Raw genomic sequence first — 13,953 nt, 5'->3', positions numbered from 1 at the left:
CAAGCGACAGATTTATCATCGCAGAACTGGAGAGCCGATCAATCTGCCCAAAAGGCACTAAACAACCTGCCCTGCTGAACTCCCCATAGGACGAAGAAGTGCTGAGAAGGACCCATAGATCCGCCCCCCCAACTCCCTGTTCTCGTCCAACAGGGAGCTTTTTTGGTTACATGTTGTGTGGTTTGTAGCTTATGCCGTTGGCGAGTTGTAGTTCTCGGATGTATCGAATGATGGACGTCACTTCATCTTTAGTGACATGAGACTGCTTGGGCATGTTGCCGAAAGGCAGTGGTGTCGTGGGACGCCGTTTTCGACTGCTCGGTAGAAAGATGCATCGTCATGGTGGCCAGGGTTGTAGATGTTATGAACCAGCGGTGGGCCGTTGTTGGTGCCTGTTGCGTTCGACCCATGACATGCAGCGCAGTTGTCATTGAACACCACCTCTCCAGCTTGGGCTTCGCTTGTGAACGAAGGCAATGTAATGGCAAGGCTTTCAGAGCTTTCCTCAGTTTCGAAGGCTTTAAATATCAGCACACCTGCACCAATCCCGAAAAAGCCAAGCACAAAAAGCTTTGGCAGGTTCTCAACGATCTTCATTTTGGTACTCCTGCCTCCCATCACACTGACGCAAATCTGAAGTGCTTGAGAGGCCTTAAATCTTACTTTTTACTTCTGAGGAATGTGCTTATGGCAGGCTGATCATCTGATGGCCTTCGCCTTCGATCGCAATCTCTTCTGAAATCTTCATGTCGTTCAGATCAATGGACCAGACAACGGATTCTGCCCGAGATGACACAAAGACACTTTCGGTATTTTCAACCAAGGTCAGATGATAGGGCGCGGGAGATAGGGACTGAGAGGAGAGTTCGCCAGACAAGAGGTCCAGAAAAGCTAATCTGCCTTCACTGGTGACCGTTGCAACAAGTTTTGCCCTGTCGGGAGATAGGGCTAAGGCATGAATTTCTCCGCCGATATCGAACGTGCGTAGGCTTCGCCAGTTTTAAGATTGAGTTCAATGATACGCCCGGCACCTGTATCTACAGCATAGAGTGTACCCGAAGACGGATCTGCGATCATGTGCTCGGGAGATGTGCCTGCAAGCAGGTTTCGTCGCACTATGCGGCGGTCAAGGTCAACTTCACTGATGGTTCCGTTGCCAGCATTGGAGACATAAACAGTGTCAGCAGCTGATCCAAATGCAAGGTAGTTTGGATTGTTACCTGTTGGAATAAAAGCTTCGAGCTGGAGACTGCTTAAGTTGACGACAGAAATGCCACCGCCTGATGGGTGCGTGACAACTGCAAAGCGCTCATCCGGAGTGACAGCAACGTGATGTACGCCTCCCGGAACTTCAATTCTGCGCAGGATGTCACCTGTTTCAATCTGCACCACACTGAGAAGGCTCTTACTTCCATCTCCTTGACTACTCGTCTGGGTCGTCGACGGTGCATGGTGGGCAGCATGGTCCTCTTCAGACATTCCTGCAGGTTTGCGTTCCTTGAGGGCATCACCTGTCTCAATCTCAGAAAGACTGCCTGCAATCAGCAGCTGCTTCTCTTCAGCGATTGCCAATCCATGTACTGCTTCCAGATCTGAGTAACGCCTGACGATGGCTTTGCTTTTGAAGTCCACAACGGCAACGGAGGTCGCGCTACCTTCTGGTATGTAAATGGTTTGCGCGACAGATGTTTCGACCAATGCCATCAAAGCTGATGTAGCCACCAGCAAGTGATAAATAGCTTTGTGTTTCATATGGTTTCTCTTTGTTTCTGCGCCTTGCAGGCACCAAGTCCTGACAATTGAAATCATAGAAACGAGAGGACATCACTCGTGGGATTGTATCGGTACGTAACAACCAGATGCTTTCATACAAGCAGTGACAAATCACTCAGAATCCAGCTCCCGATAGATGAAAGCAACCGGGAGCTTGCTGATTGGTGACTACTGTGCAGTTTGCTTTCGCGTACTGAGAGAGGATGTTTTCCCGGCAGTGGTCAATGCATCAATGACTTGGGCAGAGGTTAGCAACTCAGACAGAACAATCCCGTCGGGTGCATTGGGGCCGTAGACTACATTGAACGGAATACCAAAACGATTGAAGGAGGAGAGATAACGCGAAATGCTCTCATCCGGCCTTGTCCAATCAGCCCGCATTGCAGTTACATCATCTGCTGTCAGCACAGATAAGACTGGCTCGCGACCCAAGACCAAGGCTTTGTTTGCTTTGCAGGTCAGGCACCATTCTGCGGTCACATCAACGAACACAGCTTGTCCTTGCGAAACCAACTGCGCAATCCTGCCTCGATCAAACTCCACCCAGCCTATTTCTGAGCTTGAAGTTGCTGTTGCTTCCGGCACCTGAACGAGAGCAACAGGTGTGATCAATACCAGACTAACAATCAAGCCACTTCCAAGGATCCGAAGGCGCAAAGCCCCTCCCCGCGATGACAGGAGTACAAGCAAGAAGAGAGCTAATACCAATACCGTGACAGTGGCCAGAGAACCAACCAGACTGAACATGATCCAAAGCAGCCATAAGACTGTCCCGCTTAACATCACCGCGAGCAGCAGCTTTAGCAACAACATCCAGCGACCTGGTTTGGGGAGGTGTTTTACCAGTTGCGGACGGGCAGCGACAATGAGGTAGGGCGTCGCTAATCCTATTCCCAAACTTGTAAACACCAGCATGATGTCAATTGGTCCTCCCGCCAAAGCAAATGCAACTGCCGTCCCCAATAGAGGAGCGGAGCATGGTGTTGCCAAAACTGCCCCAAACACGCCTGTCAGAAAGTCAGCCTTGTATCCAGTCCCTTCTCCCTTTTTTGAGAGCCAGTTTTGAAGATCTGCAGGCAACATGATTTCAAATGCACCAAACAGGTTCCCCGCAAAGACAATCAAAACAGCTATTATGCCTGCAAGGAAGATGGGATTTTGAAACTGAAGTCCCCAGCCGACAGCAATGCCCATCCGTTGCAAAACAAAGAGCACAAGGGCAAGCCCCCAAACAAATGCCATCACTCCCAAAGCTGAGGCAAGGAAGCCACGCCTTACTTGCGCTGTGCTCTGATTACCAAGCTTAAGCGCTGATGATAGCTTGATGGAAATCACTGGTAAGACGCAAGGCATGACATTCAGGATCAAACCTCCCAGAAAAGCCAGTATGGTAATCCAGATCATTTCATTCAGACCGGGCGCCAACGCCTCAATACTGAAGGGTGGTACGAGCGCAGTTGCAACAACATTTGGGACTACGGCGAATGCACGTTCAGGTCCGTCTGTCACCGTTAGTCTGGGCCTATCAAATGTTTCTTCATTAAATGAGAGAACCGGAAACCGAGCCCAAACTCTTCTCCCCGCTTCGCTCACGCGAACATCTGGCTTACCAAGTGCTGTGCCATGACCAAGTTCGGGAAAGATGTCTGGCGTGTTCAAAGGTTTCTCTACCGTGACATCGACAATCAGTTCAGTACGTTTGTCGTCGATGTACGCCTTTGCAGTTTCTACGCCTGCTTGCTTATCCTCTAATGGAACTTTTCTGGAAAAAGCTGCGATTAACTCTCCTGATTGACGATCAAGCCCGGAGCCTTTTGGAAGTTTCAGGGACAAACTGAGAGTTTGAGGAACGCAGATATCAGAACACACCAACACTGAGACTTGTGCAGACAAAGACACAGGTTCCCCGGGCTCTTTCAAATCAATTTGCAGCGGAAAGACAACCTCTCCGTGATATCCGAAGTTTTCAATTCCGAAGGCCGTAAAGCGTAACGGGGCGGGCCACTCCAACCGAACATTTGCAACATTTTCTGATGTGGACCAGTCAAACTGTGGAGGTGTACCGACCTCACCTGGCGACCGCCAATAGGTCTTCCACCCCTTATCAAGTTGCAACTGAACACCTGCTGAGAGTGTTGCCGTATCTGCGGCAATGCCATCTTGTACTGTCAGGAGTCTTGCCTTGATGGCTGGCTTTGTAACTGTTTCCGACGTAGCTGCCTGCGCAGCATGAGCGACAAAAATGGTCAGGCCAGCTGCAATCACTGCCTTGATGAGGTGCCCAAACTTCAACATTTCATTTTCCAGAGAGGTGCCACCTGTAATAAGTACAGCAGCATTATCTTGTTTTCGAAGTTGGCTGAATGCGCGGTTTTATCTTCGAGTTATCAGAAGTAACCAGCACTTTGAACGAGGAGCATGAATGTAAACACTCTTCTCACTTCATGTTACTTAGGCTGACTTTTTAGTTTCTCGCACTAACTACAGCTCACGGCCTTAAGAAGGTCAAGGATACATATCGATACATTAGCGTAGTGTATTTTTACGGCTTTCTGTATTGACCTTCCACCTACTGGAAGGCCTATTAAGGCGCGAGGACTTCGCCTCTCTGGCAGGTAATAGGGTATCAAGAAGTAACATGAGACATAGGCTTTCGGCATACGTTTCAAGATTGATTATGTCATTTGCATTTCTGGCTTTTTTGATTGCCGGAGGTACCTTCAGTCATGCATTTGACAATCACAGTAATCACGTACATGACATTGCCGGAGTTGAAGATCACTCGCATGCCCAATCGGGTCCTTGGGATCCTTCTTTCATCGAAACGGACACGGTACATTGCGGAGCCAACTTGCTGGCGTTGGTCAGCGAGATTGAAGCAAAGATGGTCTCACTGAATGGTTCTGCACTCTCTCTTGAGCTGCGAAACGCTCCATCTGCTGTTACGCTTATAGATCCACCGCCTCCACGAACTCATTCCTTCTCCTAGTCATACTCAGGGTCAATTTGGCCGCAATCTAACTTGGAAAAGGAATTGAGTGATCATGAAAACATTAGCAATTTTCACTTCGGGCATCTTACTTGTATCCAGCGTCGCAGGTGCGATCGCACATGGCGGAGCGACTGGCATCGTAAAAGAGCGAATGGTCGCCATGGGAGCCATGGGGAAAGTGATGAAATCCCTTTCTGGCATGATGCGTGGAGACAGTGATTACGATGCAGAAGCAGTGCGCAAAGGTGCAGCAGTTCTGCAGTCTCATGCAGGTGAGTCATTAATAAGTCTCTTCCCCGAAGGCAGCATTAATGGCCCTTCAGAAGCAACTCCAGAGATCTGGTCGAACTGGCAAGAATTTGAACGTCTCTCAATGGACTTAGAGCTTTATGCAGCTGCATTAGGCCGGGCAGCAAGTAAGGGCTTAGCGCACTCAGCATCAGGGTCCGGAATGATGGGACAGATGACAATGGGCAATAGCGGGATGATGGGTCAGAGCATGATGGGTGGCAACGCCATGACAAATGATCCCGAAACGCTCGCTCAGATGCCGGTCGAAGGGCTGTTCAAAATGACAGCTCAGACATGTTCAAGCTGCCACACCAAGTTTCGCGTTGAAAAGTAGCCGTGAATGCGTAAGTGGCTTCTAAGCGTGATCTCCGCTCTTGCGTTAGCAGGAGCGGGTTTCGCAGTGATAAACTTCTGGCCAATAGGGGCAGAACCGAAACTCTCAACGGTAGAAGGCAGTGTACAGAGAGGCGTGTATCTGGCCAGAATGTCGGGTTGCATCGCCTGCCATACGGATTTGGAGAATGGTGGCAAGCCGTTGGCTGGCGGAACAAAGTTTGCAACTGACTTCGGCACATTTTACTCGCCTAATCTTACGACCGATAAAGCATTTGGAATGGGCTCTTGGTCCATCGAAGACTTTGCGAAGGCTGTACGTCAGGGCATCTCACCTGAAGGAGAGCCATACTACCTTCGTTTCCTTATCCGTTCTACGCCAAGTTTTCTGATCAGGATATCGCTGATCTGTGGGCCGCATTCCAAACTGTACCCGGTGTTGCAGAACCAACAAAACCGCACGATATGACACCACCGTTCAATCTGAGGGCTGGCTTAAAACTTTGGCGCGGTCTTTTCTTTAAACCCGAGCCATTCATCTCAGATCCAACCAAATCTGAGCAATGGAACAGAGGCAAGTACATTGTCGAAGGACCGGCACATTGCGCAGCCTGCCATACACCTCGGAACCATTTGGGGGCCCGAAAAACAGATCTTGCTTTGACTGGTGCGGATCGGCTTCCAGATGGAGGCAGTTCACCTGCGATCACAAGCGAATACTTAAAACAGAATGGTTGGACTGTGAGTTCACTCAGCTACGCGCTCCAGTCTGGTTTGATGCCTGATGGGGATGTCTTTGGTGGCTCGATGGGGGAAGTTGTACGTGATGGGACTGCTTACCTCTCAAAGCAAGACCGTGATGCTATCGCAATTTATCTACTTGAAGGGAATGAATAGGCGATGATTACACGTCGAAAATTCTTAGCTCTTACCGGAGCGACGAGTGCTTTAATGACAGCACCTGCTTTGTTCAACGTTGCAATGGCTGAAGATGGCTTCGTCAACATCACTGCAGGCCCTTCGAAGCATAAACTCATCAATGAGGATGTGGAGGCTTCCAATCTGTGGCTCTATGACAACTCCACACCCGGACCAGAGATTAGAGCGACTGTTGGAGATCGCATAAAAATACGCCTCATCAATAACTTGCAGGAGCCAACCTCCATCCACTGGCATGGCCTTCGGATCAGAAATGATATGGATGGTGTCTCTGGACTAACCCAAGACCCGGTTATGCCCGGTGAGCAGTTTGAGTACGACTTTACAGTGCCTGATGCTGGTACATTTTGGTATCATGCTCACAACAAAAGCTGGAACCAGGTGGCTCGAGGTCTTTACGGGCCTCTGATTATTGATGAGCAGCAGCCTCCTTTCGATAAAGATCATGACATAACGCTCGTTATTGACGACTGGCGCGTCAAAAATGACGGTAGTTTTGATGAAGAAAGTCTGGGTAGTTTAATGGACTGGAGCCATGGCGGACGACTGGGAAACTGGTTGACTGTCAATGGATCAAGCCGCCCTTCATTCACATTGAAACGTGGCGAAGCTTATCGGCTTCGTCTCATCAACACTGCAAATGCGCGCATTCTTGACATAGACCCCAGTCGCTTTGGGGCATTGGTTTTGGCGTATGACGGGCAACCGCTGACAGATGTAGCACCTCCGCTCTATGCACCTATGCTGCTCGGACCTGCTCAACGATTGGACTTGGTCGTTACTCCTGAAGATGATTTCGAGTTGGAAGAGCTGTCGGGAAGCAGTCCATTTGCTTTTGCCCGCTTCAAAGTGACAGGCGAAAAAAGCAACGCAACACCTGTTCAATATCCACGTCCCAACGACCTGCCAGAGCCGGATCTGGAACAAGCAAAAGTGTTTGAGATCGATATGACTGGTGGCGCGATGGGGCGTTCCGTCGAAACAACTTATAAAGGGCAAGTACTGTCTAGAAAAGACATCCGCACAACAGGACAGGTTTGGGCTTTTAATGGCGTTGCAAACCTGGCAAGTGACCCGTTCTTTTCACTTGAGGTTGGTGAGAGCGTTATCTTGAGCGTAATGAACAACACGGCATTTGCACACGCGATGCACGTTCATGGTCACCATTTCCGGATAATCGAACGATCTGGCGCATCCGTTGATGACGGGATGCCATGGCGTGACACTTTCCTGATTGGCCCCAATCAGCGCGTAAAGATAGCTTTTGTCGCAGATAATCCGGGTAAGTGGTTGTTTCACTGCCATATGCTGGAACATGCAGCTGCAGGCATGAACACATGGTTCCAAGTTAAGCGGCGATAACGCATTCGTGCTTGGCTGAAGCTGGATATGCTGAGTATTATAAGGTAGTAAAGACTTATGAGAATTTGGGCTCTTACACTTCTGATACTGTTGTTTGCAGGGGTCTCCGCTGGCTCTGCTTATGACATCAATCAGGGTATGACTGATGAAGTCGTACTCCACTCATCAGTCGATCTCGAAAGCCCACTTCTGTCTGAGTTTTCCCTCTCTCACCACGAAAAATGCTGCAACAGTTCTGGAGATCAGACCAGTTCTACCAGCGCTTCCAGCTGTGCAGCAGATTGCACATCCTTGTTTGTTGACAGTGCCGAGTTCGTGTTTCAAGCAAGCATCGAGCATGAAGTCACGCCGATACCTATCCGCACGGCACTGATCGCTGACCTAAAAGACCAGCCTCCCAAATTTCTTTGACGCTTCACGATGGAACAGCGGTCTCGTCATCGCATTCCATCCAAGCCAATTGATGGGAAGTGGTTGCTTAACGCATCTCCAAAACATCGTTGCTCCTTCAGTTTCAATTGCTGAGGATTAGGCATTGGGTCTTCACGCCTGAGTTTCATCATCAGATCTCGGTTGCTGGCTTTCAGCTCTCGATGATCCCTAGAGGTTGAGACACTGGCTTTCTCGCGAAGTGCGGGCATCCCAACGCGTGCAACATTCAGTTTTGCATGACTTCCCATTTCCAGTTCGCACAACACCCGACCGGTTCAACCTCATAAAGACCGCGGGCAAGAGCAGAAAAGAAATGGACGTATTACTATGACTACTCAACAATCGAATGTATCGAGCAAAGCACTCGTGCCACAAGTTAGCGCAGCACAGACCCAGCAGTCGTCACTACGCAAACTCTTCTCCGGACACAACATCATGATGATGGCTTGTTGCGCTGCAATGGCTGTTGGAACCGGTGTTCTTGTGGCCACAGCACCCGCAGGCCAGTCTTTAGGGCAAACACTCTTACTGGCAGCGCCTTTAGTAGGCTGCTTGGTATGCATCTCGTTATGCATCGCTTTATGGGCAAGTCATGCCATTCCACTTCAAAACAAAAGACTAAAACCGACTGACCAAGGATGGTTTCACCATGCTTGAAAGATGTCTGTGTCTTCACCATCAGACACGCGTAACGACAGGTCACAAAACCTAATATGACAGTACTCTCAAGAAGAACTTTTCTTGCTGGATCGGCGAGCCTGACAGGGCTCGCCGTGAGCGGTTGTGTTTCAAACTCAGCAAAGCCAGTCCCCCAACCACTTGCGCAGGACCTAACATACATCTCAATGTATCGTGCCATGCCAGAGGAACGTTTCCCGCTTCCAGCAATCAACCCAAGCAAAGTCCCGAAAAGGTTCTATCGCCAACAAGTAGACTACGAAACACCAGAGCCCGTCGGGACTCTGATTGTCGATACTCATGAGTTCTTTCTCTATCTGGTTCAGGAAAATGGAAAAGCAACGCGCTATGGCGTGGGGCTTGGGCGAGCTGGTTTTGAATGGTCAGGCCGCGCAAAAATTGCGCGGAAAGCAGCTTGGCCTAAGTGGACGCCTCCTGATGAAATGATCAAGCGGCAACCTGAACTTGAGAAATGGAGCTGGCGCAATGGAGGTATGCCTCCAGGACTGGAAAATCCGCTGGGAGCCAGAGCGCTCTACATTTATCAGGACAACAAAGACACGCTTTATCGGCTGCATGGCACTGCCGAATATTGGAGTATCGGAAAAGCCGTTTCCAGCGGCTGCGTTCGCCTGATGAATCAGGATATCATTGACTTATACGGCCGTGTTCCTGTCGGTTCCCCAATAGTGGTGCTTTGATGATGCGTTCCGTCAAGAAAAGCCTGCTCTTTGGCGCGTTGTTACTCATTATAGCAACAGCTCTGTATTTTATTTCTACACCGATCGTGAGATGGAAGAGGTATTGCTGCAACCTCAAAACCTGCAACTCACCAGTCGTGGTGCAGGGCTCTACGCCGAGAACTGCGCAGCCTGTCATGGTGGCAGCCTTGAGGGTGAACCTGACTGGAGATCAACGAGTGCGGATGGTTCGCTTCCTGCCCCTCCTCATGACGAAACAGGCCACACCTGGCATCACACTGACGACTTACTCTTCAGGATTACCAAATTTGGAACTGCAAAAGCTGCGGGGCTGGAGGACCTGAACTCAAACATGCCTGCTTTTGAAGAAACGCTGAGCGATGAGGACATCATTACCATTCTCTCATGGATCAAATCTCAATGGCCAGAAGAGCTCCAGCAACGGCATGACGCACTTAATGAACGTACCAGGAGTTTACAAAAATGAATTTCTTAGCTCGCACATTTTCCATTTTCATGATGGTGCTGTTTGCATCAGGAACCAATGCTCTGGCGGATGCCAGCAAAACACTATCTGAGGAACACATCAAAGAACTCGCTCTTGAGGCTATACTTGAAAATCCAGCTATAATTGAAGAAGCAATACAACGGTTGCAGAAGGTCAGGCAGGAGCAACGACAAGCGGGTGTAAAGAACATAATCGAGTTGCGAAGAGACACTCTCGAGAATGATCCCAATGCTCCCGTCCTTGGCAACCCGAGCGGCGATGTTACGCTTGTTGAATTCTTCGATTACAACTGCCCCTATTGTAAACGGGCCAAGCCTGAACTGGAAGCTCTCTTAGAGACTGACGCAAATGTCCGACTTGTTTTCAGAGAATGGCCCATTCTTGGAGCTGGTTCAGTGTTTGCTGCAAGAGCGGCACTGGCGGCAAGAAAGCAAGGTAAGTACGAGGATTTCCATTGGGCGCTCATGGGTTTCAAAGGACGCATTGATGAAACGTCAACGATGAAAGTGGCACGTCAGATTGGCTTGGATGTAGAGCAATTGAAATCGGATATGGAAGATCCATCAATTACAGAACACATCCAACTCTCAATGGCACTGGCGCAAGACCTAAACATAACCGGCACGCCAAGTTTTGTGATCGGAGATGATGTTTTTCCTGGACTGCTAACTCGTGATCAACTCGCCAAGGTCGTTGCAGAAAACAGATAGATCAACCTCGTGATAGCTGGATGGCAACTCAATGTGTTGCCGTCTTGCTTCACCAGAACACCCCTCACTCAGCCCAAGCTCACGGCCGCAAAGACGGAGGGAGCGGTGGAGCTTCGGCCATCAGCAATATCTCAACCCGCCGGTTTGCTATCAAGTATGGATCATTCGGAAAGAGAGGCTCGATGTCTGCTTTTCCTGTAACACCATGAAACTGATCATGAGGCACCCCGTACTCCGACAAGATCTGACGTGCAACATTTGCACGATCCGCTGAAAGATCCCAGGTCGTATTCGGAAAAGAAGCTTTCGTCTGGCCGGCTGTCGTATGCCCTGTAACATGAATTCTATTGGGCAACCGCGAGAGGATCGGCGCCATTTTCGCTAGCAATCGTCGCGTTGTCTCATATGGAAACTTTGAGCCTTCTTTAAACATGGACCGACCTTCCTGATCGATCAGAAGTATGTTTAGTCCGTCCTCAGTCTCCTCAAGAATTATGTTGCTGGAAACATCCGTAATCTCTGGCATCTCTTGCCAAGCTTGGCGAAGCGATACGGCGGCGGTCGCAAATTGGCGTGGTTGTTCAATGTCTGCCTTCAGAATGCTGTTCGTGTCTGCTTCAGGCCCTTGTCTGCGTTTTTCATCGTGCCGCTCCTGCGCAAAATCTGAGTCCAGATCCTGCGGTGATCGACTTACATCCTTCATGTAGTCACGAAGTGGGATCCCTTCGACCTCGATTATTCCTCGCTTCTTTGAAACATCCTTGATGCCAAAAGCTTCCTGAATTGAGCCTGCCACAACTTGCAGCTTTTCTTTGTCCTGTATTGAGAAGGAAATTATCAATACAAAAAAGACAACCAACAGCGCCATCAGATCTGCAAATGTCACCATCCAGCCTGGGACACCGCTTTGGTGTTTCTTTCTTTTGCGACCAGTCATAAATGCTGCAGCCTGTTGCTGTTTTCACATCACATAACAGTGGTTGGGGTGCCTCCTCAGAATCCGATGCGTATTGAGGCTTGGATACTGAGGAAGCCGACTACTTATTGCGGAACATCAGCTAAGGTTTGCTCGATCAGCAAACGTCGGGGATCATCTTTCGCCACATCAGTAAGTAAGGTGCTGGCTTGCTTGAAAGCATCAACTGCCTTTGCACTTTCACCCATCACCTCATAAGCATTCGCAAGGCGCAGCCAACCATCAAGGTTGTCTGGATCAGACTTGAGACGCTCGGACAAACGCTCCACCATGGATCTGATGAACTCTGATCTTTCTTCACTGCTCAACTCCTGAGCTGCGGCGACATCTTCTGCGGTCGGACCTGTTGGCTCGACTTGCACGAAATCAGAGACTTTCAATCGGGCCTGCCCTATTGTTTTTCCTAGCCTGTTTGCTTGCTCAATCAGAGGTTCCATCCAGGGAGAAAACGCTTCAGCAGCCTTCAGTCGGGCCACCAGAACATCGTAAGCATCACGCTCTCGTCCTGCCTGAGCAAGCGCAAGAGCCTTGTAGAAGGTTGCAGCCGGGTTCTTAGCGTTCAGTTCCAATGCTGTATCAGCTGCCTGCGCAGCGCGTGGAGAAACAATGCCTTGATCCATCCTAACTAACGCTTCTGCAAGCATTGACCATGTGACAGATGTATTCCCCTCAAGCAGCACTGCTTTTTCGAGAGCTTGCACGGCATCCTGAGTACGTCCAAGACGCATGTATGTGCCACCCAGCAGCTGCCAACCTTCGCTGTTGCCACCCTCTGGATCACTCTCGAGCTTTGAGAGGAGCTGATCAGTCATTGCAGAGATCTGCTGGATCTCTTGCCGTTCATTCTCTCGATCAGCAAACGCCATGCTTGGCAAACTTGGTGAACCCAACAACACATAATAGCCGATTGCCATGGCGGGCACGAACAAAGCACTAGCAACCAAAACGGCAGTCCCGCTGGAACCAGAAGACATCAGTGGTCTGGATTTGCGATGCGTGGCAGACAAAATACGTCGTTTGATTTCTTTTTGTGCCGCATCAGCTTCACTTTCAGAAATCAAACCCGAACTTCTATCTCTTTCCAACTCGCCCAGCTGATCCATAAGCACCGAGGAGGTTATCGCAGTCTCTGAAACCTCCTCCTTTTTCTTCTGAAGCAGCGGCAAAAGTACAAACAGCATCGCAACCAGAGACAGCGCTGTTATGGCAAACCAGATCATTCCCGATCTCCCTTCTGATAATTCTTTATGACTTGATCGGCATATGCTTCTTCTTCACGCGTCAAAGCATGCGAGGATCGTGGTCGATTGCTGACTGCGAGCACTCGCCACCCAAGTACAAAGACAAGGAAAATCAAGAACAATGGCGCAAACCAAAGAACGTAGGTCGATGGTTTAAATGGTGGCTTCAAGAGTACGTAATCGCCATAGCGCGCCTGAATGAACGCAAGTACTTCATCATTGGCATCTCCAGCCACAAGCCGTTCGCGGACCAGCAAACGTAAATCTCTGGCGACACCAGCATTTGAGCTATCGATGTCCTGATTTTGACAAACCACACAGCGCAGTTCTTTTGAGATTTCTCTGGCTCTAGCTTCAAGCACCGGGTCAGAAAGCATCTCGTCAGGTTCAACTGCCAGCGTAGGAGTTGCTATAAGTGCAAAGAGCACCAGTACGATTGAGAGGTAACGCATCAGCTTGCTCCTGTTCCAAGCACACCAGCTTGTGTCAAAGCTGCACGGAACTTGGCTATTGCAACGTCCCCGACAACTGGTCCCACGTATCGGTACAGAACAGTTCCATCACCTCCGACGATGAAAGTCTCCGGAACACCAGAAATGCCCCATTCGATACCAGTGCGCCCATTTGTGTCTGCTCCAATCCGCTCGTACGGATTGCCTAGCTCAGCCAACCATCGCGCTGCATCCTCTGCTTTATCTTTGTAGTTGATACCGAAGAGACGGATACCTTCCCGTTCCACTAGATTGGTGAGGACAGAGTGTTCAGCACGGCATGGCACACACCACGAAGCGAAGACATTCACTACCACTGGCTTGTCATTGTTCAGCAGATCCTCCCTTGCGAAGCCTGGAACAGCTACTCCGGGAATTGGCTCAAGTGAGAAATCCGGGGCAGCTTGCGAAATCAAAACCGATGGAATTTCATTCGGATCCCGTTCCGGGTTTAATCCCCACAAGAAGAAGCCCCCGATGACGACAGCGAGTAAGAGCGGGACAAGTGCAAGAAATCTGGTCATTT

The 13,953-nt window shown here is 49.7% G+C and carries 17 protein-coding genes; 9 read left to right on the top strand and 8 right to left on the bottom strand.

Going from position 1 to position 13,953, the window contains the following annotated elements:
* Positions 1 to 237: 237 nt before the first annotated feature.
* The 4 genes from JCM12308_RS06365 to JCM12308_RS06350 form a co-directional block, all read right to left on the bottom strand.
* Positions 238 to 597, bottom strand: a complete 360-nt coding sequence (locus JCM12308_RS06365; RefSeq protein ID WP_164845270.1) for a c-type cytochrome — start codon at positions 595 to 597, stop codon at positions 238 to 240.
* A gap of 88 nt (positions 598 to 685) precedes the next feature.
* Complete coding sequence (locus JCM12308_RS06360; protein ID WP_054783187.1) at positions 686 to 877, bottom strand: hypothetical protein; 192 nt, start codon at positions 875 to 877, stop codon at positions 686 to 688.
* A gap of 71 nt (positions 878 to 948) precedes the next feature.
* A complete protein-coding gene (locus JCM12308_RS06355; protein WP_054783186.1) occupies positions 949 to 1,752 on the bottom strand; it encodes a YncE family protein in 804 nt (267 codons plus the stop codon).
* Positions 1,753 to 1,941: 189 nt separating this feature from the next.
* Positions 1,942 to 4,068: a protein-disulfide reductase DsbD family protein gene (locus tag JCM12308_RS06350; protein ID WP_054783185.1), complete on the bottom strand. Its 2,127-nt coding sequence runs from the start codon at positions 4,066 to 4,068 to the stop codon at positions 1,942 to 1,944.
* 382 nt (positions 4,069 to 4,450) lie between these two features.
* On the opposite strand from JCM12308_RS06350, the gene JCM12308_RS06345 reads away from it, so the two are divergent.
* From JCM12308_RS06345 to JCM12308_RS06310, 9 genes are all read left to right on the top strand, one after another.
* Entirely contained in the window at positions 4,451 to 4,762 is a 312-nt protein-coding gene (locus JCM12308_RS06345; RefSeq protein WP_054783184.1) for a hypothetical protein, read from the top strand.
* A 55-nt stretch (positions 4,763 to 4,817) separates the two neighbouring features.
* Positions 4,818 to 5,390 carry a c-type cytochrome gene (locus JCM12308_RS06340; protein ID WP_054783292.1) on the top strand — a complete coding sequence of 191 codons (573 nt, stop codon included), beginning with the start codon at positions 4,818 to 4,820 and terminating at the stop codon, positions 5,388 to 5,390.
* Between the two features lie 6 nt (positions 5,391 to 5,396).
* Positions 5,397 to 5,858 (top strand): hypothetical protein, encoded by a 462-nt coding sequence (locus tag JCM12308_RS29145; RefSeq protein ID WP_208978300.1) that lies wholly within the window; start codon positions 5,397 to 5,399, stop codon positions 5,856 to 5,858.
* A gap of 272 nt (positions 5,859 to 6,130) precedes the next feature.
* Positions 6,131 to 6,286, top strand: a complete 156-nt coding sequence (locus JCM12308_RS29140; RefSeq protein ID WP_208978299.1) for a hypothetical protein — start codon at positions 6,131 to 6,133, stop codon at positions 6,284 to 6,286.
* Between the two features lie 54 nt (positions 6,287 to 6,340).
* Positions 6,341 to 7,690, top strand: coding sequence for a multicopper oxidase family protein (locus JCM12308_RS06330; RefSeq protein WP_244271839.1), 1,350 nt, complete (start codon positions 6,341 to 6,343; stop codon positions 7,688 to 7,690).
* A gap of 57 nt (positions 7,691 to 7,747) precedes the next feature.
* Positions 7,748 to 8,101 (top strand): hypothetical protein, encoded by a 354-nt coding sequence (locus JCM12308_RS06325; RefSeq protein WP_128647341.1) that lies wholly within the window; start codon positions 7,748 to 7,750, stop codon positions 8,099 to 8,101.
* A gap of 878 nt (positions 8,102 to 8,979) precedes the next feature.
* Positions 8,980 to 9,501 carry a L,D-transpeptidase gene (locus tag JCM12308_RS06320; RefSeq protein ID WP_306303319.1) on the top strand — a complete coding sequence of 174 codons (522 nt, stop codon included), beginning with the start codon at positions 8,980 to 8,982 and terminating at the stop codon, positions 9,499 to 9,501.
* A gap of 91 nt (positions 9,502 to 9,592) precedes the next feature.
* Complete coding sequence (locus tag JCM12308_RS06315; RefSeq protein WP_054783180.1) at positions 9,593 to 9,988, top strand: c-type cytochrome; 396 nt, start codon at positions 9,593 to 9,595, stop codon at positions 9,986 to 9,988.
* Positions 9,985 to 10,719, top strand: a complete 735-nt coding sequence (locus JCM12308_RS06310; RefSeq protein WP_083416573.1) for a DsbA family protein — start codon at positions 9,985 to 9,987, stop codon at positions 10,717 to 10,719. The genes JCM12308_RS06315 and JCM12308_RS06310 overlap by 4 nt, the downstream gene beginning before the upstream one ends.
* Positions 10,720 to 10,798: 79 nt before the next feature.
* Here JCM12308_RS06310 and JCM12308_RS06305 read toward each other — a convergent pair whose 3' ends face one another.
* The 4 genes from JCM12308_RS06305 to JCM12308_RS06290 form a co-directional block, all read right to left on the bottom strand.
* Positions 10,799 to 11,656, bottom strand: a complete 858-nt coding sequence (locus JCM12308_RS06305) for an OmpA/MotB family protein (RefSeq protein ID WP_054783179.1) — start codon at positions 11,654 to 11,656, stop codon at positions 10,799 to 10,801.
* A 104-nt stretch (positions 11,657 to 11,760) separates the two neighbouring features.
* Complete coding sequence (ccmI, locus tag JCM12308_RS06300) at positions 11,761 to 12,915, bottom strand: c-type cytochrome biogenesis protein CcmI (protein WP_054783178.1); 1,155 nt, start codon at positions 12,913 to 12,915, stop codon at positions 11,761 to 11,763.
* The gene (locus JCM12308_RS06295; RefSeq protein WP_054783177.1) at positions 12,912 to 13,388 is read right to left on the bottom strand and encodes a cytochrome c-type biogenesis protein; all 477 of its coding nucleotides are present in this window, start codon (positions 13,386 to 13,388) and stop codon (positions 12,912 to 12,914) included. The genes ccmI and JCM12308_RS06295 overlap by 4 nt, the downstream gene beginning before the upstream one ends.
* The gene (locus tag JCM12308_RS06290) at positions 13,388 to 13,951 is read right to left on the bottom strand and encodes a DsbE family thiol:disulfide interchange protein (protein ID WP_054783176.1); all 564 of its coding nucleotides are present in this window, start codon (positions 13,949 to 13,951) and stop codon (positions 13,388 to 13,390) included. The genes JCM12308_RS06295 and JCM12308_RS06290 overlap by 1 nt, the downstream gene beginning before the upstream one ends.
* Positions 13,952 to 13,953: the final 2 nt, after the last annotated feature.

Source organism: Pseudovibrio denitrificans JCM 12308 (genome assembly GCF_001310815.1).
Lineage (GTDB): Bacteria > Pseudomonadota > Alphaproteobacteria > Rhizobiales > Stappiaceae > Pseudovibrio > Pseudovibrio denitrificans.
The sequence above is the reverse complement of the archived record's forward strand: the minus strand, read 5'-3'. Positions and strand labels throughout refer to the sequence as shown.

What these genes read in the sequence shown, in the direction of transcription:
- JCM12308_RS06340 (WP_054783292.1), top strand. Translation starts at nt 4,818, where the DNA reads ATGAAAACATTAGCAATTTTCACTTCGGGCATCTTACTTGTATCCAGC.
- JCM12308_RS06305 (WP_054783179.1), bottom strand. Translation starts at nt 11,656, where the DNA reads ATGACTGGTCGCAAAAGAAAGAAACACCAAAGCGGTGTCCCAGGCTGG.
- JCM12308_RS06290 (WP_054783176.1), bottom strand. Translation starts at nt 13,951, where the DNA reads ATGACCAGATTTCTTGCACTTGTCCCGCTCTTACTCGCTGTCGTCATC.
- JCM12308_RS06315 (WP_054783180.1), top strand. Translation starts at nt 9,593, where the DNA reads ATGGAAGAGGTATTGCTGCAACCTCAAAACCTGCAACTCACCAGTCGT.
- JCM12308_RS06295 (WP_054783177.1), bottom strand. Translation starts at nt 13,388, where the DNA reads ATGCGTTACCTCTCAATCGTACTGGTGCTCTTTGCACTTATAGCAACT.
- JCM12308_RS06365 (WP_164845270.1), bottom strand. Translation starts at nt 597, where the DNA reads ATGAAGATCGTTGAGAACCTGCCAAAGCTTTTTGTGCTTGGCTTTTTC.
- JCM12308_RS06345 (WP_054783184.1), top strand. Translation starts at nt 4,451, where the DNA reads ATGTCATTTGCATTTCTGGCTTTTTTGATTGCCGGAGGTACCTTCAGT.
- JCM12308_RS06310 (WP_083416573.1), top strand. Translation starts at nt 9,985, where the DNA reads ATGAATTTCTTAGCTCGCACATTTTCCATTTTCATGATGGTGCTGTTT.
- JCM12308_RS06355 (WP_054783186.1), bottom strand. Translation starts at nt 1,752, where the DNA reads ATGAAACACAAAGCTATTTATCACTTGCTGGTGGCTACATCAGCTTTG.
- ccmI (WP_054783178.1), bottom strand. Translation starts at nt 12,915, where the DNA reads ATGATCTGGTTTGCCATAACAGCGCTGTCTCTGGTTGCGATGCTGTTT.
- JCM12308_RS06320 (WP_306303319.1), top strand. Translation starts at nt 8,980, where the DNA reads ATGCCAGAGGAACGTTTCCCGCTTCCAGCAATCAACCCAAGCAAAGTC.
- JCM12308_RS06330 (WP_244271839.1), top strand. Translation starts at nt 6,341, where the DNA reads ATGACAGCACCTGCTTTGTTCAACGTTGCAATGGCTGAAGATGGCTTC.
- JCM12308_RS06325 (WP_128647341.1), top strand. Translation starts at nt 7,748, where the DNA reads ATGAGAATTTGGGCTCTTACACTTCTGATACTGTTGTTTGCAGGGGTC.
- JCM12308_RS29145 (WP_208978300.1), top strand. Translation starts at nt 5,397, where the DNA reads ATGCGTAAGTGGCTTCTAAGCGTGATCTCCGCTCTTGCGTTAGCAGGA.
- JCM12308_RS06350 (WP_054783185.1), bottom strand. Translation starts at nt 4,068, where the DNA reads ATGTTGAAGTTTGGGCACCTCATCAAGGCAGTGATTGCAGCTGGCCTG.